The organism is Aeromonas sp. CD, assembly GCF_033349375.1.
Lineage (GTDB): Bacteria > Pseudomonadota > Gammaproteobacteria > Enterobacterales > Aeromonadaceae > Aeromonas > Aeromonas hydrophila.
In genome coordinates, this window is the sequence record NZ_CP137631.1 from 261,815 (window position 1) to 285,195 (window position 23,381).

Genomic DNA, 23,381 nt, shown 5'->3' on the forward strand with positions numbered 1-23,381 from the left:
TCCCTACAAAAACAGATAGAGAGATCGGAGCATAACAATGAAAAAGATCACGACCATTGCCGCCGTACTGATGAGCCTGATGGCTGGGGCTACTGCTCATGCCGAAACCCGCATCGGGGTGACCGTCTACAAATACGACGACAACTTCATGGCGGTAGTGCGCAAGGCAATCGAGAAGGAAGCGGCGGCCAACCCGGGGGTGGAGCTGCTGATGAATGACTCCCAGAATGACCAGTCCAAGCAGAACGATCAGGTCGACGTACTGCTGGCCAAAGGCGTGAAGGTGCTGGCCATCAACCTGGTTGACCCGGCGGCGGCCCCGGTCGTGATCGAGAAGGCCCGTGGCGAGGATGTGCCCGTGGTGTTCTACAACAAGGAGCCGAGCGCTGCCGATCTCGCCAGCTATGACAAGGCCTACTACGTGGGTACCGACTCCAAGGAGTCAGGCATCATCCAGGGTCAGCTGATCGCCAAGCACTGGAAAGCCAACCCGGCCTGGGATCTGAACAAGGACGGCGTCATCCAGTTCGTGCTGCTCAAGGGCGAGCCGGGTCACCCCGATGCCGAAGCCCGCACCACCTACGTCATCAAGACCCTGAACGATGGCGGCATCAAGACCGAGCAGCTGCACATGGATACCGGTATGTGGGATACCGCCATGGCCAAGGACAAGATGGACGCCTGGATCTCCGGCCCCAATGCCAACAAGATCGAAGTGGTCATCGCCAACAACGATGGCATGGCGATGGGTGCCGTCGAGTCGCTGAAGGCCCAGGGCAAGACCGCCATCCCGGTATTCGGGGTTGATGCCCTGCCGGAAGCGCTGGCTCTGGTCAAGAGCGGCGCCATGGCCGGTACCGTGCTGAACGATGCCGCCAACCAGGCCAAGGCGACCTACGAGCTGACCAAGAACCTGGCGGAAGGCAAAGCGGCCGGTGAAGGCACCAAGTGGAACATCGTCAACATGGTTGTGCGCGTTCCCTACGTTGGTGTCGATGCTGACAACCTGTCCAAATTCGAATAATTCCCTCCTCCCGGGCAAGGGGTCTCCCCTTGCCCTCAGTTTCAACCAGATGTGATGGCTGATATGACAACACAGCAACAATCAGAATGGCTGTTGGAGATGATTGACGTCAGTAAAAGCTTTCCCGGCGTCAAGGCACTCGATAATGTCAATTTACGGGTCCGTCCTCATTCTGTGCATGCGTTGATGGGCGAGAACGGGGCAGGAAAATCCACGTTGCTCAAGTGCCTGTTCGGCATTTACGAGAAGGATCAGGGCAAGATCTTCTTCAAGGGGCAGGAGATCAACTTCACCTCCTCCAAAGAGGCGCTGGAGAATGGCGTCTCCATGGTGCATCAGGAGTTGAACCTGGTGCTGCAACGCTCGGTGATGGACAACATGTGGCTTGGCCGCTATCCCACCAAGGGGCTGTTCGTCGACCACGGCAAGATGTATCAGGACACCAAGCATATCTTCGACGAGCTGGACATCGACATCGACCCGCGGGTCAAGGTCGGTACCCTCTCCGTCTCCCAGATGCAGATGATCGAGATCGCCAAGGCGTTCTCCTATGACGCCAAGATCGTCATCATGGACGAGCCCACCTCCTCGCTGACCGAGAAAGAGGTGAGCCACCTCTTCAAGATCATCAACAAGCTCAAGGAGAAGGGCTGCGGCATCGTCTACATCTCCCACAAGATGGAAGAGATCTTCCAGCTGTGTGACGAGATCACCATATTGCGGGATGGCCAGTGGGTGGCAACCCAGCCGCTCAAGGGCATGACCATGGATCAGATCATCGGCATGATGGTCGGCCGTGAGTTGACCCAGCGCTTCCCGGAGAAGACCAACCAGCCGAAAGAGGTGATCCTCGAAGTCGAGCACCTGACGGCGAAGAACCAACCCTCCATTCAGGACATCACTTTCAACCTGCACAAGGGGGAGATCCTCGGCATCGCCGGACTGGTGGGGGCCAAGCGTACCGACATCGTCGAGACCCTGTTCGGCATCCGTGATCGCAGTGAAGGGATCATCAAGCTGCACGGTCAGCCGGTGGCGAACCACAATGCCCACGAGGCGATCCGCAACGGCTTTGCACTGGTGACCGAAGAGCGGCGCTCCACCGGCATCTACTCGCGTCTCGACATCGCCTTCAACTCCCTGATCGCCAACATGGACAACTACAAGGGTTCCATGGGGCTGCTCAGCGACAACAAGATGAAGAGCGATACCCAGTGGGTCATCGACTCCATGCGGGTCAAGACCCCGACCCAGCAGACCCAGATCGGTTCCCTCTCGGGGGGCAACCAGCAGAAGGTGATCATCGGCCGCTGGCTGCTAACCCAGCCGGAGATCCTGATGCTGGACGAACCGACTCGCGGCATCGACGTGGGGGCCAAGTTCGAGATCTATCAGCTCATCCTGGAGCTGGCGAAGAAGGACAAGGGCATCATCATCATCTCGTCGGAAATGCCCGAACTGCTCGGCATCACGGATCGCATCATGGTCATGAGCAATGGCCGGGTCGCCGGGATCGTCAATACCAAAGAAACTGACCAGAGCGAGATACTGCGCCTGGCATCTCTGTACCTCTAGAGACAGGAAGACATTTATGGAGTCGGCTAAAAATTTCAATCTGATGCGGGCGCTCAAGGAGAACGGCATCTACGTGGTGCTGCTGGTGCTGCTCATGATCATCGTGATCAAGGAACCCTCCTTCCTGAGTCTCACCAACTTCAGCAACATCCTGACCCAGTCTTCGGTACGGGTCATCATAGCGCTGGGGGTGGCTGGCATCATCATCACCCAGGGTACGGATCTGTCGGCCGGTCGTCAGGTCGGCCTAGCGGCACTCATCGCGGCGACCATGCTGCAGGCGCTGACCAACGTCAACAAGGTGTTTCCCAGCCTGGGCGAAGTGCCCATTCCTGCGGTGATCCTGCTGGTGTGCGTGGTGGGGGCCCTGATTGGTCTGGTCAACGGTCTCATCGTGGCTTATCTGAACGTCACCCCGTTCATTACCACCCTGGGGACCATGATCATCGTCTACGGCATCAACTCCCTCTACTTTGACTCGGTGGGCGCCTCGCCGGTAGCCGGTTTTGACCCCCGTTTCTCCAGCTTCGCGCAGGGGTTCATCAAGCTGGGTGGCTTCAAGCTATCCTATCTGACCTTCTACGCCGCCATCGCCAGCGTGTTCGTCTGGGTGCTGTGGAACAAGACCCGCTTTGGCAAGAACATCTTCGCCATCGGCGGCAACCCGGAAGCCGCCAAGGTTTCGGGCGTCAACGTGGCAGTCAACCTAGTGATGATCTATGCGCTGGCTGGGGTGTTCTACGCCTTCGGCGGTATGCTGGAAGCAGGCCGGATCGGCAGTGCCACCAACAACCTTGGCTTCATGTATGAACTCGATGCCATCGCCGCCTGCGTGGTGGGCGGGGTGTCGTTTGCCGGTGGGGTGGGCACGGTTGCCGGGGTGATCACCGGGGTACTCATCTTTACATTGATCAACTATGGTTTGACCTATATCGGGGTCAGCCCTTACTGGCAGTTCATCATCAAGGGCGGCATCATCATTCTGGCGGTAGCGCTGGACTCCATGAAGTACGCCAAGAAGAAATAACGATTGGCAGAGAGGGTTGGCAGTGCCAGCCCTCTCTTCTGGAGGGATCCCATGCCATTCAAGGTCAAGATTTACGTCTTGCTGCTGCTGGCCATTCTGGTCACCATCGGCACTGCCTGGTTCAGCGTCAATCACTTCATCAGCGCCTACATCCGCACCCAGGCCACCCAGAACATCAACGAGCAGATCTCCCTGGTCAAAGAGAAGCTGGCCAGCGACATCAATCAAAAAATCCTGCTGGCTGCCAACCTCAACTTCGGGGTGACCAACGTCAAGAAGACGCTGGAAGAGACCGGCTTTCACAATATCGTCAAGGTTATTGGCGACATGGCGTTCGACGTGAGCGGGGTCATCAACGATACGGCCAAGGTCGATGCGCTGCGCAAGCTGATCCCCGCCGCCAACAACCAGATCACCGTCAGCCCGCTGCAGCAGGTAGATGGCAAGCCCGTCATCTCCATTCTGGTGCCGCGAGGGGCCGACTCTGCCTACCTTTATTACCTCGACATGAGCGAGTTCAAGAACCTGCTGGAGAAGGTGAGCGGCGAGGGGCGTTACTTCTCGCTGGCCGATGGCCAGGGCAATGTGCTCTACAGCAGCAAGCCGCAGGGGGAGAACGAGGCTCGTCCCAATCCGCTGGATATCCGTGGCAGCAGCTGGACGCTGACTGGCTACATCGATCTCGACTACATCCGTACCATGACCCAGGCGCTCAACGGCCAGATCATCATGGCGTTGCTCGGGGTGGCGGTGGTGGTGATGGTGCTCGCCGTACTGGCGCTCAATCTCGCCTACCGTCCCATCCTTTCGCTGCGGGATCTGGTGCTGGAGCTCTCCCGTGGCAGCGGCGACCTGACCCGTCGGCTGGCGGTAACCAGTACCGATGATCTGGGCCAGATTTCGGCCGGCATCAACCGCTTCATCGAGCGGCTGCAGGAGATGATGAACGAGGTGCGGCAGGCCAGTGGCCAGCTCAACAGCGGTATCGAGGGGCTGGCCAGCCAGACCGGCGCCGCCCAGTCCCTGCTGGCGGATCATGTGCGGGAGACCGAGCAGGTGGTGACCGCCATCAACGAGATGAGTCGCACCGCCGTCTCGGTGTCGGAGAGTGCAGCCAGCACGGCCCAGTTGACCGGCCAGAGCCAGCAGCTGGCGAGCCAGTCCCGCCAGGTGGTGGATCAGGCCATGGCCAGCGTGATGGCGCTGGTGGACGAAGTGGAGGCCACTGCCCGCTCCATCGAAGCCATGCAGCAGGATGTGCAGCAGATTGGCTCCGTGTTGGGGGTTATCGGCAGCATAGCCGAGCAGACCAACCTGCTGGCCCTCAACGCCGCCATTGAGGCGGCCCGGGCCGGCGAGCAGGGGCGCGGTTTTGCGGTGGTGGCCGACGAGGTGCGTTCCCTCGCCGCTCGCACCCAGCAGAGCACGGCGGAGATCCAGACCATGCTGGCCAGCCTGCAGCGGGGTACCCAGACGGTAGTGGATGCCATGAGCAACACCAAGCAGAGTTGCCAGGGCGCCGCCGAGAACACCACCCGGGTCAATGAATCGCTGGATCTGATGGCGGGAGAGGTGGTGGAGATCAACGATCTTATCAGCCACATCGCCACGGCGGCGGAACAACAGAGCGCGGTAGCCGAAGAGATCAATCGCAACATGAGTGCGATTGCAGAGGTGATCCGCCAGCTGACTCACAACGGGGAGGAGACGGTAGCCAGCTCCGCCGCGATGCAGCAGACCTACGACAGGCTGCGGGAGATTGTGGGCCACTTCCGGCTGGAGTAAGGTCGGTCGGACTGGTCGTGGGCACCCTGGCCGTTGGCGCCGGGGTGACAGATCTGTAGAAAAACGTGAAAAATGCCCAAAAAAGATGGGGGCGACTTGCGTCGCCCCCGATAGTCTTATCGCTCATGTCCTTGAACGAAGTTGCTCCCTGCAATCCCTGACTATACCTCTTCCTTTAGGTTTCCCCTTCCCAATCCTTTGGGGTGTCCTTTAGCCATCATGGCCTGACGAGTCATCCATTCCCGTCGCACTTTCTCCGTCCTGGGAGGTGTCCTTTACCACATCCTGTGGTGAGTCCATTTGCCCAACCCTGGCAGCCAGTCTTCCTGACCGACTTCATTGCGTCCGTGCAGGAGTAACTATAAGGATTTCACGGGGCACGACAACGGCAGATTGAAAAACGTTTTTACGCATCTCGTTACGAAGGAAACTTGTTTCGATATATTTCACTTTAAATCAATGCCTTGTTTTGTTTATGTTCAGGTTTTTTGATCCTATCTTCCGACTATCGCGAGAGCTTTTTTGGCGCTTTGCTCACGAGGTGAGTGGCGAATGTCTCACACGCCGTTTAACCGGGGTTCAGAAAGGGATAGGGGGAGCAGATCGCGGTGAGCTGGGGGCGATAATACGTGTCACTAGCGTCGTGTCAGTTGTGTTCCTGAAGCCGTTCATAGATGGTTTGGCGCTCTTCCGGACTCAAGGAGGAAAAGTAATGGGTAAACAGACGCAGCAACAGGGATTTGTTCATGCCATCCTGCTGGGTCAGGCTGCCAAGCTCATCGATGGCCGTGGTACTCAGGGAAAAGGTCGCTTTTTTGTAGCTGGGTTTCAGGTGTTCACCGTTTTCGATGAAGGCGAGTGCAGTGAGGGCTTCCTCCCGATGTAGAGTCAGCTCCAGGCTGACAACCTTGGGTTTGCCCTTGGCGTAGAAGTCAGCATCTTCGATGAACTCGTCAATGGTGAACTTCTTCTGATGATGCAGATTGTGTTTCTTCTTCAGGTCGGCAAGGCCCATCTCACACCCCCAGCTCCAGAAACTCCTTGGCGATGGCCCGGATCTCTTCCGCCGATTTGCCATCCGGTTCTATTTCCATCACCGACAACCCCTTCTCCTCGCTGTCGTCGTAGACATTGCGGCCATAGGTAATGGAGTTGAGTACGTCGACACCGAAGGAAGAGCACACCTCCTTGGCCTCCAGGATCCGCTTCACCTGGTTGGGGAGGGCAGGGCACTGGGTCAGCACCACGGCTGCCCGCAGGCTGGGGTTGACCATCTTGCAGGTGGTGATGAGGTCTTCCATGTGTGGCAAGGTCTTGAGGTCGCGGCGTTTGGGGCGCAGCGGGATCAGGGCGTGGGTGGCAACTGCCATGGTGGAACGCAGAGCCCGGTTGTCCTGGCCGCCGCAATCGACGATGAGATAGTCATAGCGGTTCTTCAGGCTGAGCAGGTCGTTGCGGATGTTGCCGTAGAGCTGAACACAATTTATCTGGGGCAGGTCCGGATTGTCATTGCGCTCCTGGATCCAGTCCGAGGTGGTGCGCTGTGGATCGCAATCGACCAGCAACACCTCGCCATGAAACTGGGTCCTGAGGTAAACCGCCAGATTCTGGGCCAGGCAACTCTTGCCGCTCCCCCCTTTTTCGCCACCGACCAGCAGGATCATGACCGTCTCCTATCCCTATGAAAAACAGCTGCATTGAGTATAGGAGGGGGTTGGGCCATGACAAGCCAAGAGGAGGTGGCCTCCTCTTGGGCTCTCACTCTCAGTAGTGCTGGCTGCCGCCATACCACTGACAGACATAGGCCGGCACCAGCATCTGGGGAGCCTTATCGACCTGGCATACCACCAGCGGCATGGCCGGCGCCCCTTCTGCACTGACCAGTGCAGGGGTCATGGGCAGCAGCAGGCTTGCAAACAACAGCAGTGACTTGATCTTCATGGTTAGCTCCTTGGTGATAAAACGGGTGTGATCCTGATCACTTTCTGAGTTAAGCCGAGGTGGTTGGTGACGCAAGGTGCTGAAATAAATTCAACTAATGAAAGAAGTTTGAAAAGAGCTGATGGCAGGCGTCCTGAAAAATTAACGGTCGAGATGCGGACTGGGTGCATATCCATATAAATGATGAGCCGGCAGGTGCGCCGCAGCGGGCCTGCGCGAGCGGGTTGGACGAGATGCCATGATCTGGAACAACAAACAGATTATTCAGTGAGCAGGCAGGCAATGACTATTTATTTCTCCGTATCACCGCTTTTAAATCTCATAAAATTCAATTTTTTGCATATTAAATTCAATGAATGTTGACTTTGTTTTTATCTGTATGAAATTAAAGGTTTTTTGTTTTTATACATATCCCTTAGTAGATATAGAGAATGAATGAAATAAGAAGAAATATGAAAAATTCACGATGAAAAGTGCGTATTTAAACGAGGGTGATGAATGGGAGATTGTCAGTTCTGTTACCCCTATCAAAGAATAAACCGTGATTTTATTCAGTTATGAGTGAATGTGATCAATGTCTAAGTTTGGTGTGATTCGCAGGTCTAACCTCGGTCTCGAAAGGCAAGGGCAGGATAGAACACAAGCCGATTACCCTACATAAAGAATATCCCGCCTTAGCCACGAGCATGAATAGAAGGAATCTATTCAATCACTCGCAGGGACCACTGCTAGACGGAATATAATCATGAGCAAATTTTATGTAGGTTCTGAAGTTGGCCAATTGCGCCGTGTTATGTTGCACCGCCCCAACCTCAGTCTGAAGCGTCTGACTCCTTCCAACTGCCAGGATCTGCTGTTTGATGATGTCCTGTCAGTTGAACGTGCCGGTCAGGAGCACGACAAATTCGCTCAGGTACTGCGCGATCAGAATGTCGAAGTTTTCCTGCTGACCAATCTGCTGGCCGAAACCCTGGACGTGCCGGAAGCCAAAACCTGGCTGCTGCAACATCAGGTCTCCGACTATCGCCTCGGCACCTCCTTTGCCAACGACGTGCGCTGCTTCCTGGCAGACATGCCGCATCGTGAACTGGCCCGCATTCTCTCCGGTGGCCTGACCTACTCCGAGATGCCTTACAGCGGCGTCAACATGGTCGTCGGCATGCACGCCCCGACCGACTTCATCATCGAGCCGCTGCCCAACCACCTCTTTACCCGTGACACCTCCTGCTGGGTTTACGGTGGCGTTTCCATCAACCCCATGGCCAAGGCCGCTCGTCGTCGCGAGACCAACCACGTGAAGGCCATCTACCGCTGGCACCCGCAGTTCGCCGGTCAGGACTTCATCAAATACTTCGGTGATGAAGATCGCGACTATGACAACTCCACCATCGAGGGGGGCGACGTACTGGTCATCGGCCGCGGCTCCGTGCTCATCGGCATGTCCGAGCGCACCACACCGCAAGGGGTCGAACACCTGGCTCGCGGCCTGTTCAAACACGGCCAGGCCAAACAGGTCATCGCCATGCAACTGCCGAAACACCGCAGCTGCATGCACCTCGATACCGTCATGACCCACATGGACATAGACACCTTCTCCGTTTATCCGGAAGTCATCCGCAAGGATGTGAACTGCTGGAGCCTGACTCCGGGCGGTGCCACCGGCATGAACATCAAGGAAGAGGGTTACTTCGTCACCGCCATCGAGAAGGCGCTGGGTGTCGATCAGCTCAAGCTCATCACCACAGGTGGTGACACCTTCGAGGCCGAGCGCGAGCAGTGGAACGATGCCAACAACGTGCTGACCGTACGCCCCGGCGTGGTGGTGGGTTACGAGCGCAATACCTACACCAACGAGAAGTACGACAAGGCAGGCATCACAGTGCTGCCCATCCCGGGTGAAGAGCTGGGACGTGGTCGCGGCGGCGCCCGCTGCATGAGCTGCCCGATGGAACGCGACGGCATCTAACAAGACGGCGTGGCGCCGGCAAGAGGCCGGCGCCACAGATACCAAGACTCGAGAGTAACACTCATGAAAAAACCAACTGTCGTCGTCGCCCTGGGTGGCAATGCTCTGCTCCGTCGTGGCGAGCCGCTCGAAGCTGACATCCAGCGCAAGAACATCGCCACCGCCGCTAAGACCATCGCCCTGATCGCTCAGGAGTACAACGTGGTGCTGGTGCATGGCAACGGCCCGCAAGTCGGTCTACTGGCCCTGCAAAACAGTGCCTACACCAAGGTATCCCCCTATCCGCTGGATGTGCTGGGCGCCGAGTCTCAGGGCATGATCGGCTACATGCTGATCCAGGAGCTGAAAAACCTGATGCCGAGCCGCAACGTCACCGCGCTGCTGACCCAGGTGCAGGTCGATCCCAAGGATCCGGCGTTTGCCAATCCGACCAAATTTATCGGCCCCGTCTACGAAGAAGCGGAAGCCCGCACCCTGGCAGAAGAGAAGCACTGGGTGGTCAAGGCTGACGGCAAGTTCTTCCGCCGTGTGGTGCCGTCCCCGCTGCCCCAGCGCATCGTCGAAGGCGACGCCATCGAAACCCTGATCGCCCAGGGTCACCTCATCATCTGTACCGGTGGTGGTGGCATCCCGGTGACCTGGGATGGCCAGAGCCTGACCGGCATCGAAGCCGTCATCGACAAGGACATGTCTGCCGCCTACCTGGCCAAGCAGATCAAGGCCGACGCCCTGCTGATCCTGACCGATGCCGATGCCGTCTATCTGGACTGGGGCAAACCGACCCAGCGTCCGCTGCGGATCACCAGCTCGGACGAGCTGGCTGGGGTCAAGTTCGATGCTGGCTCCATGGGGCCGAAAGTCGAAGCCTCCTGTGAATTTGTCAAAGCGACCGGCGGCATGGTCGGCATCGGTTCGCTGGAAGATGGCCTCGCCATCCTCAAGGGCGAAGCCGGTACCAATATCGTCGCCACCCGTACCGTGAATGCGTAGTTACAAATCTGTACTGAAGAATGCGTAGTCAGTGCTACTGCCCTACGTGGCCTGAACAAATCTGTACTGAAGAATGCGTAGTCAACACTACTGCCTAAATTGGTCTGAACAAATATAGAGAGAACTCATCATGGCTTTTAATCTGCGTAACCGTAACTTCCTGAAACTGCTGGACTTCACCCCGCGCGAAATCCAATACATGATCGATCTGGCCATCGACCTGAAGAAAGCCAAATACGGTGGCTATGAGCGTAAACACCTGACCGGCAAAAACATTGCCCTGATCTTCGAGAAGACCTCTACCCGTACCCGCTGTGCGTTTGAAGTGGCAGCCTTCGACCAGGGCGCGCAAGTCTCCTACCTCGGCCCAAGCGGTTCCCAGATCGGTCACAAGGAGTCCATGAAGGACACCGCCCGGGTACTGGGTCGCATGTATGACGGCATCGAATACCGTGGCTACGGTCAGGAGATCGTGGAAGAGCTGGGTGCCTACGCCGGTGTACCGGTCTGGAACGGCCTGACCAACGAATTCCACCCGACCCAGATCCTGGCCGACTTCATGACCATGCTGGAGCACGGCAAGGGCAAACGTCTGGATCAAATCAAGTTCGCCTACCTGGGTGATGCCCGCAACAACATGGGCAACTCCCTGATGGTCGGTGCCGCCAAGATGGGCATGGACATCCGCCTGGTTGCGCCGAAAGCCTTCTGGCCGGAAGAAGAGCTGGTTGCCAAGTGCCGCCTGATCGCCGAAGAGACCGGCGCACGCATCACCCTGACCGAAGATGTCAAAGAGGGTGTGCTGGGTACCGACTTCCTCTACACCGACGTCTGGGTTTCCATGGGTGAAGCGAAAGAAGCCTGGGATCAGCGCGTCAAACTGATGACCCCGTATCAGGTCAACATGGATGTCATCAACGCCACCAAGAACCCGGATGTGAAGTTCATGCACTGCCTGCCGGCGTTCCACAACGATGAGACCACCATGGGCAAGGAAGTGGCTGACAAATATGGCATGAAAGGCCTGGAAGTAACCGAGGACGTGTTCGAATCCGAGCACAGCATCGTGTTCGACGAGGCCGAAAACCGGATGCACACCATCAAGGCAGTGATGGTTGCTACGCTGGGCGACTAAGGTCGCAGTAGTGGTGCCGGGGGGTGACCCCCGGCTTTTCGACCATGTGACAGCGGCATAATACCTCTAACCCTACGACCCGCAGCCTGCATGGATACCACACCCACAGAAGGAAGCTGGACCATGACCAAATTCAAGTTCCCGTCAGCCTACACGATACTGTTCGTGCTGATCGCCCTGGTGGCCGCCCTGAGCTGGATAGTGCCGGCCGGCAAATATGAAATGACCATGAACGAAGCCCTCGGCAAGGAAGTGCCGGTGGCTGGTACCTACAAACTGGTGGAGGGCAATCCCCAGGGGATCGTCGACGTGCTGCTGGCACCTATCGACGGTCTTTATAACCATGACACTTATCAGGCAGGTGCCATCGACGTCTCCCTGTTCATCCTGATCATCGGTGGTTTTCTTGGCATTGTGACCAAGACCGGCGCCATCGATGCCGGTATCGAGCGTGTAACCGACCGTCTGCGCGGCCGGGAAGAGTGGATGATCCCGATCCTGATGGCGCTGTTCGCCGCGGGCGGCACCATCTACGGCATGGCCGAAGAGTCGCTGCCGTTCTACACCCTGCTGGTACCGGTGATGATGGCCGCCCGTTTCGACCCGGTCGTGGCTGCCGCAACCGTATTGCTGGGGGCCGGTATCGGTACCCTGGGTTCCACCATCAACCCGTTCGCCACCGTGATTGCCGCCAACGCGGCCGGTATCTCCTTCACCGACGGTATCTGGTTGCGCGTCGCCATGCTGGTTGCCGGCTGGCTGCTGTGCGTGGCCTATGTGATGCGTTACGCCAAGATGGTGCGCAACGACCCGAGCAAATCCCTGGTGGCTGACAAGTGGGAAGAGAACCGTGCCCACTTCCTTGGCAACAAGAGCGACCAGATGCTGGAGTTCACCCTGACCCGTAAAATCGTGCTGGGTATCTTCGTCGCCGCCTTCGCCGTGATGATCTACGGGGTGGCCGTGCTGGGCTGGTGGATGGCGCAGATCTCCGGCGTGTTCCTGGCTGCCGCCATCATCGTCGGTGTCATCTCCCGCATGAGCGAAGAGGAGCTGACCTCCAACTTCATCGACGGTGCTCGTGACCTGCTCGGCGTCGCCCTCATCATCGGTATCGCCCGCGGTATCGTGGTGGTGATGGACAACGGCATGATCACTCACACCATACTGCACAGTGCAGAAGGGATCGTGACCGGCCTCTCCACCGTGGTGTTCATCAACGTGATGTTCGTGCTGGAAGTGGTGCTCTCCTTCCTGGTGCCGTCCTCCTCCGGCCTGGCCGTGCTGACCATGCCGATCATGGCGCCGCTGGCCGACTTCGCCAACGTGGGTCGCGAGCTGGTGGTCACCGCCTATCAGTCCGCCTCCGGCCTGGTGAACCTGGTGACCCCGACCTCCGCCGTGGTCATGGGTGGCCTGGCGATTGCCAAGGTGCCTTATGTGCGCTGGCTGAAATGGGTGGCCCCGCTGCTCGGCCTGCTGACCGTGCTGATCGTGGTCTGCCTGAGCCTGGGTGCTGTGCTCTGATCCACCACGAAGAGAAAGCTGAAAACGGGAGCCACTGGCTCCCGTTTTTTTTATGGCTATGTCCCAATTACGTGTTGCATGGGGCGCCCCAGCGCCTCATGCAAGCAGCGTGAGATATTCACTTCCCGCCCATAGCGCTCCAACATCCTGCGCCAACCCAGATAATTCCTCAGATAGTGGGTCGCTACCCCATGGAACCGCTCCATCCACTCCTTCAATCGCCTGTGGTACCCGTTCACATGTTGGATGTGATATGCACCCACCACCCGCTCTCCCGCTCGATTGCGCACCACTTGGTGTGTTATCCCTTGCCCCTTGCTGAAACTCGCATACACCCCGGCACCATCGCTGCACAGGACGGCATCCGGGGCGATAAGCGGCTGAAGCACTGCCTTCACCGCCCTGGCATTCAACTGTTCCAACTGGAAGTCAGCCAGGTGGCCTGCCCGGTCTTGCACCACCATCACCGGGATGTAATCCGGTCCTGTGCCTCGGGTACGGCCTTTACCTCCACGATGGCGGGCCGGGCGGGGCAATCCGCGCTGTCCTTTGAACGACTCCAGGAAGAAGGTCTCATCGACCTCGACAATACCCTCTTCCCGTACCGCCTGGTGGCTGGCCATGGCCTTCAGGAAGCGGTGACGCCACAAAAAGGCGGTGTTTTTACCGACCCCACAGCGGAGCGCCGCCTGCCGGACGGTCAGACCGTCGATGAGGGCCTGAGCATAGTCTTCCCAGCATTGTGGCTTGCGAAGTCGGGCGAGAGGCGTGTTGGTGAGCACGGAACTGGTGCGCAGACACTGCTTGCAGCGATAACGACGCAGCCCGCGAGACCAGCCCCAGGGAGCCAGCTGTGTGGCCTCGGCCTGGCAGTGAGGGCAGCATTGGCATGCGGGAAGTTGAGTGGCCAACGAGGTGATGGGGTGAGGGGTGGTGAGTTCCTGTTGCGCGAGACGACGCTGACGCAAAGTGAGCAATGGGAAGAGGGACAGTAGATGTTGAAAGGCTTGGGTATCCATGATGGCGGCCCTCAAGGTGATGACCTACTTCAAGGTTAGCCTTTCAACACATAACTGGGACAGAGCCTTTTTTATGGCTGATTCATGACGATTCAAGCCGTGGGGAGGTGACGGTGGATATGGATGAACCACCTTGGCGCATATCAGCGGCAACAAAAAGGCGACCTTCTGGTCGCCTCGATCTCTTCGGGAGAGGGGATTAGCGGGCTTGGGCCAGGGTGCGTACCACGGCGGCGTGGGCCTGACGGGTGCGGCTGATGTGGCGCGGGGCGACCAGCACCACGTCGTTGCCGGCGACAGCGCCCATGATCTCGGGATTGGCGTTGCGATCCAGCAGGCGTGCCACCACGGTGGCGGCACCCGGGGTGGTGTGGATCAGCACCATCTGCTGGTTGTGCACCACTTCGCGCACCATGTCGTGGATGGAGCGGGTGCTGCCGGCGGGCTCCAGCTGCTCGTCCACCAGGGTGTAGACCTTCTTGCCGTTGGCGTTCTGGGCCTTGGCCACGCCGAGCCGGCGCAGCAGACGGGAGATGGTGGACTGGCTGATGTCGGCGAAACCGCGCTCCGACAGCTCGCGCCGGATCTCCTCCTGGGTGCTGTAGCAGTGCTGGCCGATGATCTGGCGACAGGCATCCAGCTGGGCCAGATCGGGCTCTTGTTCCACGGGACGACTGAGGGTTTTGACCACGGCGAATTCCTTTGATGATGACCGACGGTAAACGCTCGATATCTGCCGCATTCGCTGAATATCAGCAAAAAATACTGGCAATCAATGCACTGGCAGGAAATGAGCGGGAATAGCTCTGTTTGGATGGCAAATTATAACCAACTGGTTATTTGGTGATGTGACAGGGGTCAAAAATGGGCCCCTTGGGGCCCACCTGGATATCTTTTGAGTCTGGCTATCAGTAGCGTTCGCTGACGATGTCCTGGGTGAAGGACTTCTCGCAGTATTTGCACTTCATCCGCACCACGCCTTTCACCTCGCGCACCCGGAAGTAGCTGTCCACCGGCTCGTTGTGGGAGATGCAGTTGGAGTTGGGGCAGTGGAACACCCCGGCGATGAACTCCGGCAGCTCCAGCTGGTGTTTCTTCACCACGGCGAAGTCTTCGATGATGTTGACGGTCGCCTTGGGGGCGAACAGCGCCAGCTGGTTGGCCTGCTGTTCGGTCAGGCGAGTGTTCTCGATCTTGATGAGATCCTTCTTGCCCAGTGCGCCGGATTTCAGGTTGAAACCGACGGTGATGCGCTCCTGGGTTTCGATCAGCTGGAACAGCTTGAGGATCTTGATGCCCTGGCCGGCGGGGACGTGGTCGATGACGGAGCCGTGACGGATGGCTTCGACTTGCAGTTGGTTCTTCTCGGACATGATATACCCCTTTCCCTTAGACGGTTTCGTTCAGTACCAGAGCCAGCAGCGCCTGGCGTGCATAAACCCCGTTTTCCGCCTGCTGGAAGTAGTAGGCGTGGGGAGTCTTGTCGACCGCGACGTCGATCTCGTCGACGCGGGGCAGGGGGTGCAGGATCTTCATGGTGGGCTTGGCGCCTTCCAGGGTGGCCACTTCCAGCACGAACTTGGCGGCCATGTGCTTGTATTCGGTCTCGTCGAAGCGCTCTTTCTGAACCCGGGTCATGTAGAGGATGTCGAGCTCCGGCATCACCTCTTCCATGGTCTCGTGCACGCTGAACTGGATGCCTTTCTCTTCCAGCTCCTCACAGATGTAGTCCGGCATCGCCAGCGCTTCCGGCGAGATGAAGAAGAAGCGGCAGTTGAACAGGCTGAGAGCCTGGGCCAGCGAGTGCACGGTGCGGCCGTACTTGAGGTCGCCGACGAAGGCGACGTTGAGGCCGTCCAGCTTGCCTTGCGTCTCGTGGATGGAGAAGAGGTCGAGCAGGGTCTGGGTCGGATGCTGGTTGGAACCGTCACCGCCGTTGATGACGGGTACCCGGGAGAACTCGGAAGCGAGGCGGGCAGCGCCCTCTTTCGGGTGACGCATCACCACCGCATCGGTGTAGGAGCCGATGATCTTGATGGAGTCGGCCAGGGTCTCGCCCTTCTTGGCGCTGGTGTTGCCACCGTCGGCGAAGCCGATGATGTTGCCGCCCAGACGCTGGACCGCGGTCTCGAACGACAGGCGGGTACGGGTGGAGGCTTCGAAGAAGCAGCTGGCAACCAGCTTGTCTTTCAGCAAGCGGGTGTCGGGCTCGGCCTTCAACCGCTGTGCGGTTGCGACCACCAGTTCCATGTCGGGCCGGGTCAGGTCCGAAATGGAGATGACATGTTTCTTATAGAGTGGATTGGTCATCGTCTGCATTCCCTTTGACATCAATGAAGGTTTTTCGGGCACAAAAAAAAGCCCCTGAAACAGGGGCTTTTTTTAAAAACAATTGGGGATCTGTGGGTCGGGAACCGGAAACAACGGGGCCGCTCTGGTGCGCTCCACCCGTCTGCAAGGCTGTTTTTTTCAGCAAAAACTGCATCGTCCTGTCCTGACCTTTTTTCAAACCGGACAGATTATAGAGTCGCATTTTGAATTGTCAAAAATTTATTTCAAAGGCAAGATTTGTGTAGAAAAACGTTTAACTGTCGTGAACTGGCCGGCAAACCCACACCTGGTGTTCGGCCTGTAAGGGCTGCGCATCTTCGGCCATGCTGCGCAGATAGGCGAGTCTGTGGTGCCCCTCCAGCAGACAATAGGGTTGTGGCAGCGGGTGACCGTCCGGGTAGCTGCTGCCCGCCGCCGATGCCAGCACTATGATGGGTTCGGACCAGGTACCCTGGCTCAGTATGTACTCCCCGAGCCAGGATCGACGGACGTAACGGTTGTGCCTCAGCATCTCGCCCCAGCGTTCGACCACCTCCATATGGCGGGAGCCGGTCTGCTCGATGATCCTGGCGGTGGGCCAGCTTTCACACTCGAACTGGTGGCGGGCGAGATCGATAAAGCTCCAGTTGGATTCAAAACCGCGCCAATGGCGGTAAATCCACTGGGAGAGCACATTGTCGGGAATGAAGGGCACCAGCGGGGCGACCCGTGCCAGATAGTCCGGCAGGGCCTCGGTTTTGCTCTCATCCCGGAAGTTGAGCGGTGCAAGTTGTTGAAGTAACCGATAATTGAGCATGAGCAGCCTCCTCATTGCCTGGCCACCTCTTCACCCTACCCCCATTGCCGCTGCTTTCCTACCCAAACAAGGCTGTAAATACAGCGAGTTACCCCCTTTGGCTGTAAAAAGTGACCAGATCTGCTCGTCCTTTGTGCAATCGCACCGAAAGTGAGAAAAAAGCCTTTACCTTTGATCCCGGCTTTGTATAATTCGCCTCGTTTGTTGCAGGGGCGTAGTTCCAATTGGTAGAACAGCGGTCTCCAAAACCGATGGTTGCGGGTTCGAGTCCTGCCGCCCCTGCCATTTTTCAGAGAAGCCAGCTCATTGAGCTGGCTTTTCGCTTTTCCGGGCCTCCCGTTTTTTCTCGTCGTCCCTTGTCCCGCCTGTCGTTGCAAGGCGCTTCCTCCCGTTGTACTCGTTCATCCCGACCGCTAGTCGCTGTTGCGCCGGTTTGCCCTGTCGTTTCTGGCAATCGTCCCGCCGCGCTCCCTGTGCTACATAACAGGGTCGGTGCCCTGGCATGCCGTTGGCAGGCCGGCACTCAATGCTCAAGCCGTGGATTGTGGGCGTGAACATCAGCTGAGGAGAGCGAACCATGAACAAGGCAGTTGAAACCCGATTGAACAAGTCCCGTCCCGGTGGCTGGATCCCCCAGGATGGCGCCCATATCGAGCGCTGGATCCGGCGGATCAAGCACTACGTGACCCAGCAGCCGCGGGCGCTGGTGCCCCCCATCGCCGAGCTGCGGGATCTGGTCCATGCCGACCCTGCGCTGCATGCCCAGGCCGAAGCCATGTTCAAGGAAGCCTGGCGCCACAAGCACCTGACCCCGCTCGGTCAGCCGGAGGTACGCTCGTTCGAGGAGTTCCTGGGGCTGCTCAACGGCATCATGACCACGGCGCCCGAGGCGTATCAGGACATCCCCAGCCACGAGCCATCCGGTCTCATCGGCTTTCCCATCAATGCCCTGCTCGACTGGCCCATGGCCACCCAGTCCGGCTATCACTTCTTTGCCAACGCCCTGATCAACCAGCAGTTCAAGAAGATCCTCGACTACTGGGCCCAGTTCCTGCAAAGCCCGGCGTCCCGCTATGTGTTGAATGAACCGGTCAGCCGGCTGGATCAGGAGACCCTGGTGGTGCCCTGGCTTGGCAAGGTGGCCAAGACCGAGATGGTCAAGGTGGCGAACGAAGCGGTCGGGGAGGGACCCAACCCCACGCCGGGCAGTTTCGAGCAGATCTTCGAGTGCGAGCCGGCGGCCGAATACCACGGGTTCAACTGCTGGGACGACTTCTTCACCCGACGTTTTCGGGCCGGGGTGCGGCCGGTATCTGCGCCGGCGGATGACAGCGTCATCGTCAACGCCTGCGAATCGGCGCCGCTGCAGGTGCGCAAGGAGGTGAGCCGCAGCGATCAGTTCTGGCTCAAGGGGCAGCCCTATTCGCTGGACAACATGCTCGATTTTGACGATCTGGCGCCCCGTTTCGAAGGCGGCACCGTCTACCAGGCCTTCCTCAGCGCGCTCAGCTACCACCGCTGGCACAGCCCGGTGAGCGGCACCATCCGCAAGGTGCGCATCGTCAACGGCACCTACTATCTGGAAAACCAGTTCGAAGGCTTTGCCGACCCGCAGGGGGCGGATCCCAGCGCCCCCAACAATTCCCAGCCGTTCCTCACCTCGGTGGCGACCCGGGCACTCATCTTCATCGAGGCCGACAACCCCAAAATTGGCCTGATGTGCGTGGTGCCGGTGGGGATGGCCGAGGTGTCGAGCTGCGAGATCACGGTGCAGGCGGGGGATCGGGTGCAGAAGGGGGATCCGCTCGGCATGTTCCACTTCGGCGGCTCTACCCACTGTCTGCTGTTCCGCCCCGGCGTCAGGCTGGAGTTCGACTTCCATGGCCAGACCCCGGGGCTGGATGCGACCAATATGCGGCTCAATACCGCCATCGCCCGGGTCAAGTAGCCTTGCCGGGCAGAGAATGAGAGGCCGCCTGCGGGCGGCCTTGTTGCATTCAGGCCTGCTGCCGGAGAAGCAGATCCAGATAGGCGCCTTCTATCAGCTGGGAGGGCTCTATTCCAAGCTGTGTCATGATGTCGTTGGCTTCCTGCATCCCTGTCTCAAGCGGCTCGTCCTCCTCCAGCACCACCTCCAGTTCGAGGAAGTGGCCAAGCCCCTGCACCCGATCGAGGTGGATCCGGGTTCTGCCGACTAGCAACAGGGTGCGCTTCTTCTGCACCCTGCCGATCTGGCCCCAGGCCAGGCTGAGGGTCTCCCGCAGGCGATCCGGTTCATGTGTCGGGGTCAGCTGATAGAAGCTCTCTTTGGGGCCTTGTTGATCGGCGCGGCGGTAGAAGATGAGCTCGCCGGCCGAGGGGGAAAAGGTTCGCAGCTTCAGACGACCGGCGTCGCAGCGAAAGAAGGTGTCATCCTGCTCGATCTCGACGGGGTCCTGATCGGCGATGGCTGTTGCCTTGGGAAGCAGGAGATCGATGCTCTCTATCTTGGCTTTTATCTCGATATTTCGGGGCATGGCAGGGTTATCCATCAGGGTTTGAAGGAGTCCAACCTAGCACGGGTTGCGTCCCTGCATAGCCATTTGTCGAGACAGATATCGGACGAAGACTGGGTAGTTTTTCGTGAGCTGTGGCACAACCTGTTGCCGAGTCATGATAAATCGACAGGATTCACTAAAGTCTGTTCAGCATGTGGCCGATAGCCTTGATTAAATAAGGGTCTCTCCCTGGCCCGTCACAACAACAAGGATCCGTAGTCATGACACTTTCGTTGCGCGGCAAGCTGCTGGCCACCAGTCTGGGGGTGGTGCTGCTGATGGCCTCACTGCTCGGCATCGTTGCCTTTCACACCCTCAAATCCCGCACCATGAGCGCCATCCAGAGCGAGGCGGTCAACTATGGTCACGCCTACTCGGTCGCCATCGGCGACTGGATGGCGGATCGCAAGAACACGGTGCACGCGCTGGTGAACCTGATCGCCGACAACCCGCAGGCCGAGCTGGTGCCCCACCTGAAGCAGGCCTACACCTCGGGCGGCTTCGGGCTCACCTACTTTGGCTCCACCCAGGGGGTGATGACCCGCCAGGATCCCTCCCTCAACACCGGCAACTATGACCCGCGCGAGCGCCCCTGGTATCAGGACGCGGTGAAGGCGGGGCAGCTCATCGTCACCGCGCCCTATGTCAGCGTCACCATGCAGAAGCTGGTGGTCACCCTCTCCGAGCCGGTGCGCCATCAGGGCGAGCTGGTCGGCGCCGTGGGGGCCAACCTGGCGCTCGACAAGCTGATCGACGAGGTGCTGGCGATGCAGGTGCAGGGCGAGGGGTACGCCATGCTGCTCGACAGCAGCGGCCTCATCGTCGGCCACCCCAACAAGGAGCTGGCGCTCAAGCAGATTGGCGAGCTCTCCCCCGACCTGTCGGCGGCCACCTTCCAGCAGTGGGGCCGTGAGAACAACGAGCTGCACGCCGCCATCCTGGACGGGCGTGACGTGCTGCTGGCGGTACAGCCGGTGGCAGGCACCGACTGGCTGCTGGCCATGGTGATGTATCGCGATGTGCTGGAGGCGCCGCTCGCCTCCCTGCTGTGGCAACTGGTGGGGCTGACCCTGGTGCTGATGCTGGTGTTCAGCGCCCTGCTCACCGCCATGTTCAAGTATCTGTTTGCCGATCTGGGCCGGGTCGCCGGTGCGCTGCACGACATCGCTCACGGCGAGGGGGACCTCACGGTGCACATCAACACTCGCAGCAAGGATGAGGTGGGTCAGCTGGCGGAGAGCTTCAACCAGTTTGTGGCGCGGCTGCATGGCATCGTCAGCCGGCTGCGCGACGTCACCGTCGAGCTGGCGGCCCAGTCCCGCGCCCAGGCGGCCGGGGCCCAGTCCCGCAGCCAGCGGGTACGCCAGCAGCAGGACGAGATCGTGATGGTGGCGACCGCGGTGACCGAGATGGCCTCCGCCACTCAGGAGATCGCCGGCAACGCCGAGTTTGCCGCCACCACCTCGGGCGATGCGGTCAAGCTGGCGGTCGCCGGCCAGTCGCAGGTCGGCCAGAGCCAGCGCAGCATCACCGGGCTCGCGGACGAAGTAGCCGACGCCAGCCAGATCATTGTGGAGCTGGATGCCCACGCCCAGAAGATCAGCGGCATTCTGGCCACCATCAGCGGTATCGCCGAGCAGACCAACCTGCTGGCGCTCAACGCCGCCATCGAGGCGGCGCGGGCCGGCGAGCAGGGCCGCGGCTTTGCGGTGGTGGCGGACGAGGTGCGGGTGCTGTCGCGCCGCACCCACGACTCCACCGACGAGATCCAGCAGATGATCGAGACCCTGCAGCAGACTACCCGCCGGGCGGTGAGCGGCATGGAGACCAGCCGCCAGCTGGCGGGTACCAGCGTGGAGGACGCGGAGTCCGCCAACCTGAGCCTGGGGCAGATCAACGAGGCAATCGGCGCCATCAGCGACATGGCTACCCAGATTGCGGCGGCGGCCGAAGAGCAGACCTCGGTCACCAGTGAGATCAGCCGCAACACCGAGAACATCCGTCACGTCTCGCAGGAGCTGGCCGAGCAGGCCAATCAGGAGGCTGCGCAGGCGGCCGAGCTGAAGGGGCTGACCGAGCGGCTGGAGCAGGAGATCGGCCGCTTCAGGCTCTGATCATCACTCGAACGTTCATGAAAAAGGGCAGCCCGCGGGCTGCCCTTTCTTGTTTCACGACAGGCTCAAGGGGTCTGTTTGACCCAGATCAGCTGATCGGTGGCAAAGCCTAGAGATTTAGCCTTGGCGATCAGCGCGTCCACCTTCTCCTTGGGCAGATTGGGTGAGCGGGCGAGGATCCAGAGGTAGTCGTGGTTGTAGCTGGTCACCAGCGAGAGCTGGTAATCGGGGTCCAGCTCGATGACGTTGTAGCCGCCGTAGAAGGGGCCGAAGAAGCTCACCTTGAGCCGTGCTTCATCCGGTTTGTCGACGAAGTAGGCCTTGCCCTCGGCTTCGCGCCAGCTGCCGTCACTCTGCTTGCCGCGGTTGAGCACCTTGACCCCGCCGTCGTCGCGCAGGCTGTAGGTGGCGCTCACCTGCTCCAGTCCGCGCTCGAAACCGTGGTCGAGGCGGGCGATCTCGTACCAGGTGCCGAGGTAGCGGTCGAGCTGGAAGCCGGTAACGGGGCGGATGCCGTCGGCGAGGCCGGTACAGGCCGTCAGCAGGCAGGCGGTGAGCAGGCAAAGCAGTGCACGCATGAACAATTCCTCTCAGGTTATCCCTCTATGATGCGCAGCTGGCCTTCCCGAAAGCGGGAGGCCTGATCCGTCGGCGTGCTGCCGAAGAAGCGCTTGTACTCCCGGCTGAACTGGGAGTTGCTCTCGTAGCCGACCCTGGTCGCCGCGGTCCCCGCCTTGATGCCGTCGTGCAGCATCATCATCCGTGCCTTGTGGAGGCGAAACGACTTGATGTACTGCAGCGGCGAGGTGGCGGTGACCGCCTTGAAGTGGTGGTGGAAGGCGGAGACGCTCATGTTCACCTCCCGCGCCAGCTCCTCCATGGTCAGGTTGTCGGCGTAACGCGACTCTATCATACGCAGCACCCGGGCAATCTGGCCCACATGGTTGTGGCGATTGGCGAGTGCCTGCAACGCCGGGCCGCCCCCCTCGTGCAGGGCGTAGAACAGCATCTCCCGCACCGTCTGCGGCCCCAGCACCCGGGCGTGGTGGGGTTTGTCCATCAGATCGATCAGCCGCTCGGCGGCGCAGAACATGGCCTCCGACAGGGGCACCGAGTGCACGCCGCTCTTTTGCGGGGCGGGGGCGGGCAGGGCATCTCCCAGCTCCAGCAGCAACTCCTGCAGGGTCACCAGGTTGATCTCGAGGGAGAAGCCGATGAGGGGTTGCTCGGGGGAAGCGAAGCACTCGCACTCGCAGGGCAGCGGCAGGGTCATCAGCAGGTAGTGGTTGGGGTCGTAGCGAAACACCTGATCCGCCAGATAGCCCACCTTGTGCCCCTGCAGGATCACTATCATCCGCGGCTGATAGAGCACCGGGGTGCGGCCGTGGTATTCGGTGGTGTAGATGAGGCTCACCTGATCCACCGGCGAGGGGGTGATGCCGGGGGCGGTGACGTGGCGGGCCAGCTTGGCGGCGAGATCGGTGTAGCGGGTCTGCATGGGATACTCTTGGGTTCTGTTTTGGCTGCTTTGTAGGAATAGGCAAAAATAAAGCAGGATGTTGCCTTGATGGTATTGGTTGTCTGGAGAAAAATGCAATCACATTTTTGCGGCCT

At 59.4% G+C, this 23,381-nt stretch carries 22 protein-coding genes and 1 tRNA gene; 11 read left to right on the plus strand and 12 right to left on the minus strand.

Features of this window, described 5'->3' with window-relative positions:
- Positions 1–37: 37 nt before the first annotated feature.
- Genes mglB through R2E40_RS01170 form a run of 4 tightly spaced genes read left to right on the plus strand, consistent with a single transcriptional unit; the run spans position 38 to position 5,411 of the window.
- Positions 38–1,024: a galactose/glucose ABC transporter substrate-binding protein MglB gene (mglB, locus tag R2E40_RS01155; RefSeq protein WP_318164572.1), complete on the plus strand. Its 987-nt coding sequence runs from the start codon at positions 38–40 to the stop codon at positions 1,022–1,024.
- Positions 1,025–1,078: 54 nt separating this feature from the next.
- Positions 1,079–2,599, plus strand: a complete 1,521-nt coding sequence (gene mglA / locus R2E40_RS01160) for a galactose/methyl galactoside ABC transporter ATP-binding protein MglA (RefSeq protein WP_011707761.1) — start codon at positions 1,079–1,081, stop codon at positions 2,597–2,599.
- Between the two features lie 16 nt (positions 2,600–2,615).
- Positions 2,616–3,626 carry a galactose/methyl galactoside ABC transporter permease MglC gene (gene mglC, locus R2E40_RS01165; RefSeq protein WP_011707760.1) on the plus strand — a complete coding sequence of 337 codons (1,011 nt, stop codon included), beginning with the start codon at positions 2,616–2,618 and terminating at the stop codon, positions 3,624–3,626.
- Between the two features lie 51 nt (positions 3,627–3,677).
- Positions 3,678–5,411, plus strand: coding sequence for a methyl-accepting chemotaxis protein (locus R2E40_RS01170; protein WP_024945173.1), 1,734 nt, complete (start codon positions 3,678–3,680; stop codon positions 5,409–5,411).
- Positions 5,412–6,057: 646 nt separating this feature from the next.
- Here R2E40_RS01170 and R2E40_RS01175 read toward each other — a convergent pair.
- The 3 genes from R2E40_RS01175 to R2E40_RS01185 form a co-directional block, all read right to left on the minus strand.
- Positions 6,058–6,426 carry a hypothetical protein gene (locus tag R2E40_RS01175; protein ID WP_017409768.1) on the minus strand — a complete coding sequence of 123 codons (369 nt, stop codon included), beginning with the start codon at positions 6,424–6,426 and terminating at the stop codon, positions 6,058–6,060.
- Between the two features lies 1 nt (position 6,427).
- Positions 6,428–7,075, minus strand: a complete 648-nt coding sequence (locus R2E40_RS01180; protein ID WP_011707757.1) for an AAA family ATPase — start codon at positions 7,073–7,075, stop codon at positions 6,428–6,430.
- A gap of 100 nt (positions 7,076–7,175) precedes the next feature.
- The gene (locus R2E40_RS01185; RefSeq protein ID WP_017409769.1) at positions 7,176–7,352 is read right to left on the minus strand and encodes a hypothetical protein; all 177 of its coding nucleotides are present in this window, start codon (positions 7,350–7,352) and stop codon (positions 7,176–7,178) included.
- 745 nt (positions 7,353–8,097) lie between these two features.
- On the opposite strand from R2E40_RS01185, the gene arcA reads away from it, so the two are divergent.
- From arcA to R2E40_RS01205, 4 genes are all read left to right on the plus strand, one after another.
- Positions 8,098–9,318, plus strand: a complete 1,221-nt coding sequence (arcA, locus tag R2E40_RS01190; protein WP_011707755.1) for an arginine deiminase — start codon at positions 8,098–8,100, stop codon at positions 9,316–9,318.
- 63 nt (positions 9,319–9,381) lie between these two features.
- On the plus strand, positions 9,382–10,308 hold the full coding sequence (arcC, locus tag R2E40_RS01195; protein WP_318164573.1) for a carbamate kinase: 927 nt from the start codon (positions 9,382–9,384) through the stop codon (positions 10,306–10,308).
- A gap of 130 nt (positions 10,309–10,438) precedes the next feature.
- Positions 10,439–11,443 carry an ornithine carbamoyltransferase gene (argF, locus tag R2E40_RS01200; RefSeq protein ID WP_017409770.1) on the plus strand — a complete coding sequence of 335 codons (1,005 nt, stop codon included), beginning with the start codon at positions 10,439–10,441 and terminating at the stop codon, positions 11,441–11,443.
- A 123-nt stretch (positions 11,444–11,566) separates the two neighbouring features.
- Positions 11,567–12,970, plus strand: coding sequence for a YfcC family protein (locus R2E40_RS01205; RefSeq protein WP_011707752.1), 1,404 nt, complete (start codon positions 11,567–11,569; stop codon positions 12,968–12,970).
- Between the two features lie 56 nt (positions 12,971–13,026).
- Here R2E40_RS01205 and R2E40_RS01210 read toward each other — a convergent pair whose 3' ends face one another.
- The 6 genes from R2E40_RS01210 to R2E40_RS01235 all read right to left on the minus strand — a co-directional run bounded on the left by R2E40_RS01210 (position 13,027) and on the right by R2E40_RS01235 (position 17,116).
- The gene (locus R2E40_RS01210; RefSeq protein ID WP_318163763.1) at positions 13,027–13,989 is read right to left on the minus strand and encodes an IS1595 family transposase; all 963 of its coding nucleotides are present in this window, start codon (positions 13,987–13,989) and stop codon (positions 13,027–13,029) included.
- 199 nt (positions 13,990–14,188) lie between these two features.
- Positions 14,189–14,680 (minus strand): arginine repressor, encoded by a 492-nt coding sequence (locus R2E40_RS01215; protein WP_016352302.1) that lies wholly within the window; start codon positions 14,678–14,680, stop codon positions 14,189–14,191.
- A 217-nt stretch (positions 14,681–14,897) separates the two neighbouring features.
- Complete coding sequence (pyrI, locus tag R2E40_RS01220) at positions 14,898–15,362, minus strand: aspartate carbamoyltransferase regulatory subunit (protein ID WP_011707750.1); 465 nt, start codon at positions 15,360–15,362, stop codon at positions 14,898–14,900.
- Positions 15,363–15,378: 16 nt separating this feature from the next.
- The gene (pyrB, locus tag R2E40_RS01225) at positions 15,379–16,299 is read right to left on the minus strand and encodes an aspartate carbamoyltransferase (protein WP_016352301.1); all 921 of its coding nucleotides are present in this window, start codon (positions 16,297–16,299) and stop codon (positions 15,379–15,381) included.
- Entirely contained in the window at positions 16,280–16,474 is a 195-nt protein-coding gene (locus R2E40_RS01230; RefSeq protein ID WP_123785055.1) for a hypothetical protein, read from the minus strand. The genes pyrB and R2E40_RS01230 overlap by 20 nt, the downstream gene beginning before the upstream one ends.
- 99 nt (positions 16,475–16,573) lie before the next feature.
- A complete protein-coding gene (locus R2E40_RS01235; protein WP_318164574.1) occupies positions 16,574–17,116 on the minus strand; it encodes a hypothetical protein in 543 nt (180 codons plus the stop codon).
- A 208-nt stretch (positions 17,117–17,324) separates the two neighbouring features.
- On the opposite strand from R2E40_RS01235, the gene R2E40_RS01240 reads away from it, so the two are divergent.
- A tRNA-Trp gene (locus tag R2E40_RS01240) sits at positions 17,325–17,401 on the plus strand.
- Between the two features lie 292 nt (positions 17,402–17,693).
- Positions 17,694–19,064: a phosphatidylserine decarboxylase family protein gene (locus tag R2E40_RS01245; protein ID WP_318164575.1), complete on the plus strand. Its 1,371-nt coding sequence runs from the start codon at positions 17,694–17,696 to the stop codon at positions 19,062–19,064.
- A 49-nt stretch (positions 19,065–19,113) separates the two neighbouring features.
- Here R2E40_RS01245 and R2E40_RS01250 read toward each other — a convergent pair whose 3' ends face one another.
- Positions 19,114–19,632 (minus strand): class IV adenylate cyclase, encoded by a 519-nt coding sequence (locus tag R2E40_RS01250; RefSeq protein ID WP_318164576.1) that lies wholly within the window; start codon positions 19,630–19,632, stop codon positions 19,114–19,116.
- A gap of 242 nt (positions 19,633–19,874) precedes the next feature.
- Between R2E40_RS01250 and R2E40_RS01255 the strand changes: the two genes are divergently transcribed.
- Positions 19,875–21,767 (plus strand): methyl-accepting chemotaxis protein, encoded by a 1,893-nt coding sequence (locus R2E40_RS01255; RefSeq protein ID WP_318164577.1) that lies wholly within the window; start codon positions 19,875–19,877, stop codon positions 21,765–21,767.
- Between the two features lie 65 nt (positions 21,768–21,832).
- On the opposite strand, the gene R2E40_RS01260 is transcribed toward R2E40_RS01255, so the two are convergent.
- Positions 21,833–22,345: a lipocalin family protein gene (locus tag R2E40_RS01260; protein ID WP_318164578.1), complete on the minus strand. Its 513-nt coding sequence runs from the start codon at positions 22,343–22,345 to the stop codon at positions 21,833–21,835.
- A 17-nt stretch (positions 22,346–22,362) separates the two neighbouring features.
- Positions 22,363–23,265 carry an AraC family transcriptional regulator gene (locus R2E40_RS01265; protein ID WP_010635812.1) on the minus strand — a complete coding sequence of 301 codons (903 nt, stop codon included), beginning with the start codon at positions 23,263–23,265 and terminating at the stop codon, positions 22,363–22,365.
- Positions 23,266–23,381 lie beyond the last annotated feature (116 nt).

What these genes read in the sequence shown, in the direction of transcription:
- mglB (WP_318164572.1), top strand. Translation starts at nt 38, where the DNA reads ATGAAAAAGATCACGACCATTGCCGCCGTACTGATGAGCCTGATGGCT.
- mglA (WP_011707761.1), top strand. Translation starts at nt 1,079, where the DNA reads ATGGCTGATATGACAACACAGCAACAATCAGAATGGCTGTTGGAGATG.
- mglC (WP_011707760.1), top strand. Translation starts at nt 2,616, where the DNA reads ATGGAGTCGGCTAAAAATTTCAATCTGATGCGGGCGCTCAAGGAGAAC.
- R2E40_RS01170 (WP_024945173.1), top strand. Translation starts at nt 3,678, where the DNA reads ATGCCATTCAAGGTCAAGATTTACGTCTTGCTGCTGCTGGCCATTCTG.
- R2E40_RS01175 (WP_017409768.1), bottom strand. Translation starts at nt 6,426, where the DNA reads ATGGGCCTTGCCGACCTGAAGAAGAAACACAATCTGCATCATCAGAAG.
- R2E40_RS01180 (WP_011707757.1), bottom strand. Translation starts at nt 7,075, where the DNA reads ATGATCCTGCTGGTCGGTGGCGAAAAAGGGGGGAGCGGCAAGAGTTGC.
- R2E40_RS01185 (WP_017409769.1), bottom strand. Translation starts at nt 7,352, where the DNA reads ATGAAGATCAAGTCACTGCTGTTGTTTGCAAGCCTGCTGCTGCCCATG.
- arcA (WP_011707755.1), top strand. Translation starts at nt 8,098, where the DNA reads ATGAGCAAATTTTATGTAGGTTCTGAAGTTGGCCAATTGCGCCGTGTT.
- arcC (WP_318164573.1), top strand. Translation starts at nt 9,382, where the DNA reads ATGAAAAAACCAACTGTCGTCGTCGCCCTGGGTGGCAATGCTCTGCTC.
- argF (WP_017409770.1), top strand. Translation starts at nt 10,439, where the DNA reads ATGGCTTTTAATCTGCGTAACCGTAACTTCCTGAAACTGCTGGACTTC.
- R2E40_RS01205 (WP_011707752.1), top strand. Translation starts at nt 11,567, where the DNA reads ATGACCAAATTCAAGTTCCCGTCAGCCTACACGATACTGTTCGTGCTG.
- R2E40_RS01210 (WP_318163763.1), bottom strand. Translation starts at nt 13,989, where the DNA reads ATGGATACCCAAGCCTTTCAACATCTACTGTCCCTCTTCCCATTGCTC.
- pyrI (WP_011707750.1), bottom strand. Translation starts at nt 15,362, where the DNA reads ATGTCCGAGAAGAACCAACTGCAAGTCGAAGCCATCCGTCACGGCTCC.
- pyrB (WP_016352301.1), bottom strand. Translation starts at nt 16,299, where the DNA reads ATGACCAATCCACTCTATAAGAAACATGTCATCTCCATTTCGGACCTG.
- R2E40_RS01230 (WP_123785055.1), bottom strand. Translation starts at nt 16,474, where the DNA reads ATGCAGTTTTTGCTGAAAAAAACAGCCTTGCAGACGGGTGGAGCGCAC.
- R2E40_RS01235 (WP_318164574.1), bottom strand. Translation starts at nt 17,116, where the DNA reads ATGCTCAATTATCGGTTACTTCAACAACTTGCACCGCTCAACTTCCGG.
- R2E40_RS01245 (WP_318164575.1), top strand. Translation starts at nt 17,694, where the DNA reads ATGAACAAGGCAGTTGAAACCCGATTGAACAAGTCCCGTCCCGGTGGC.
- R2E40_RS01250 (WP_318164576.1), bottom strand. Translation starts at nt 19,632, where the DNA reads ATGCCCCGAAATATCGAGATAAAAGCCAAGATAGAGAGCATCGATCTC.
- R2E40_RS01255 (WP_318164577.1), top strand. Translation starts at nt 19,875, where the DNA reads ATGACACTTTCGTTGCGCGGCAAGCTGCTGGCCACCAGTCTGGGGGTG.
- R2E40_RS01260 (WP_318164578.1), bottom strand. Translation starts at nt 22,345, where the DNA reads ATGCGTGCACTGCTTTGCCTGCTCACCGCCTGCCTGCTGACGGCCTGT.
- R2E40_RS01265 (WP_010635812.1), bottom strand. Translation starts at nt 23,265, where the DNA reads ATGCAGACCCGCTACACCGATCTCGCCGCCAAGCTGGCCCGCCACGTC.